Here is a 2,445-nt window from a genome sequence, read left to right on the forward strand (position 1 = left end):
CCATCCAGGGCCACGCCAGCGAAYAGGCCGCGGGCGCGCGACCACGACCAGATCTCGGCCTTCAGCTGGCCATCGGTGGCGGCGGCGGCATTGCGGCCCACAGGACCGGCGGCCACACCGGCATCGGCGCCGAGGGTGAACTTGCCGTTGACGAGGTTGTCCAGGCTGCGGTCGTTGCGGAACACCAGCACAACGTCGGAGGACTGCACACCGGCCTGGAAGCCGATGCTGCCGCCGGTGAGCTTGATGAATACCGGGTTGGACCACGCACCATTGGGCATGCGCACCGACATCAGGCCGTGGCCACGACGGCCGCCGATCACCAGACCGGCCTTGATCGTGTCGGGAATGACGATGACCGCGCGGCCTTCGTCGAGCAATTTGTCCGGAATGCCCTGTTCAGGGATTCCCTGGATTTCAGCCAGTACACGCACCGCGTTGCGGGCGCGCTGGTCTTCCTGCGGTCCGGCCATGGCCTGGCTGGACAGCAGGCTGGCGGCGATCAGCAGGGCTTGGATCGGGCGACGCATGGCAGGCTCCAGAAGTCAGTCCATAGGAAGATATAGCAAGTGACTGAAATTAGTAGTGTTGTGATGAATCCCCAATGAGCGTTGCCTGCTCATATTGGCCTCATCGATGACATCCATCCGAACCCTGCATGCCGACGTGACGATGGAATCGGCGACAATACCGCCCATGCTCGACGCACCCGATACCGCCGTACTGGCGGTCAACCTAGGCACRCCCGAGACGCCGACGGCCCCCGCCGTTCGCCGTTATCTGGCCGAATTCCTGTCCGACCGGCGCGTGGTCTCGCTGCCGGCACTGCTGTGGCAGCCCTTGCTGCGCGGTCTGATACTGCCGCTGCGCAGCAGCCGTTCAGCCGCCAAGTACGCCCAGGTGTGGCTGCCGGAAGGCTCGCCGCTGATGGTCCACACCCGCCAGTTGGCGCAGGCGATGCAAGCATTGCTGCCGACGCTGCGCGTACGCCACGCGATGCGCTACGGCGAACCCGCGCTCACCACCGAACTGGATCGGCTGGCCACCGAGGGCGTGCGCCGCATCGTGGTATTGCCGCTGTATCCGCAGTATTCGACCACCACCACGGCCTCGGTCGAGGATCGTGTGGATGCCTGGCAGCGCAGGAACCCACAGGTCACCGTCAGCCTGGTGCAGGACTATTCGATCGATCCGGACTGGGTCGCCGCCGTTGCCGGCTCGATCCAGCGCTACTGGCAGCAGCAGGGTCGCGGCCAGAAGCTGATGTTCTCCTTCCATGGCATTCCGCAGCGCCTTGCCGATGCCGGCGATCCCTATCCGCAGCGCTGCGAGGCCAGTGCGCGCGCGATCGCCGCAGCACTGGGCCTGGGCGCGGACGACTGGCAGATGGGTTACCAGTCGCGCTTCGGCCGCGAACGCTGGCTGCAGCCCTACGCCGAGCCCAGCCTGTGGGAGCTGGCCGAAGCGGGGGTGAAACAGATCGACGTCGTCTGCCCCGGGTTTGCCACCGACTGCCTGGAAACACTGGAAGAAGTCGCCATGGGCTTCACCGAAACACTGGCCGAGCGCGGCGCACAGATGCGCTATATCCCCTGCCTCAACGCCGCACCGGATCACGCCCGCGCACTGGCTCGGCTGGCCGTGGCGTCGCTGGCATGAGCCTGCAGCCGTTTGAGCTGCAGGTYGCGGGCGTCCGTGTCGCCGGCCTGCGCCGGCCGGGTAAGGGTCCGCGGGCGCTGGCCCTGCACGGCTGGCTCGACAATGCGGCCAGCTTCGTTCCGCTGGCGCCGCATCTGCCGCACCTGGACCTGGTGGCGATCGATCTGCCCGGGCACGGCCACAGCGCGCATCTGCCGATCGGGGCGGTGTACACCACGCCAGCAGCAATCACCCATGTCCTCGATGTCGCCGATGCACTGGGCTGGGACCGGTTCACCCTGATCGGCCATTCGATGGGTGCCGGCATCGCCAGCCTCGCCGCAGCGGTCAGTGATCGCATCGAACGGCTGGTCGCCATCGAGGCACTCGGCGGCCTGCGCGGGCCGGAGGAAGAAACTGCCAGCCGCCTGCGCGAGCACGTCGACGCCACCCGAGCACTGGCACGCAAGCAGCTGCGCGTGTTCCCGGATCTGGCTGCACCGATCCGGGCGCGGATGATGACCAACCAGCTCAGCGAAGGCTGCGCACGCCTGCTGGTCGAACGCGGTGTCGAGCCGGTCGAAGGCGGCTATCGCTGGTGCAGCGATCCGCGCCTGATGCTGCCCACCGCGATCCGCCTCAGCGAAGGCCAGATCGACAACCTGCTGCAGGCCATCACCTGTCCTACCCAGGTGATCTATGCCACGCCTGCACAGTCGTATTATCCCGAGCCGATGCGCAGCGAGCGCCTGCAGCATCTGCGTGATGGCCGCCTGGCGGTATTCCCCGGCAACCATCACCTGCACA

Annotated in this window: 3 protein-coding genes; 2 read left to right on the forward strand and 1 reads right to left on the reverse strand. The window is 66.8% G+C overall.

Going from position 1 to position 2,445, the window contains the following annotated elements; genetic code table 11:
- Window positions 1-530: lipid-binding SYLF domain-containing protein (locus tag AC1VAN_RS18490; RefSeq protein ID WP_480986407.1), on the reverse strand; the 530-nt coding region annotated here is incomplete at its 3' end.
- 166 nt (window positions 531-696) lie between these two features.
- Here AC1VAN_RS18490 and hemH point away from each other — a divergent pair.
- Together hemH and AC1VAN_RS18500 are read left to right on the forward strand one after the other, a co-directional pair.
- On the forward strand, window positions 697-1,659 hold the full coding sequence (hemH, locus tag AC1VAN_RS18495) for a ferrochelatase (RefSeq protein ID WP_032977539.1): 963 nt from the start codon (window positions 697-699) through the stop codon (window positions 1,657-1,659).
- Window positions 1,656-2,445 (forward strand): alpha/beta fold hydrolase (locus AC1VAN_RS18500; RefSeq protein WP_480986408.1); only part of this gene is annotated, 790 nt, incomplete at its 3' end. The genes hemH and AC1VAN_RS18500, both read left to right, overlap by 4 nt.

The organism is Stenotrophomonas sp. 05L44_2 (assembly GCF_056665995.1).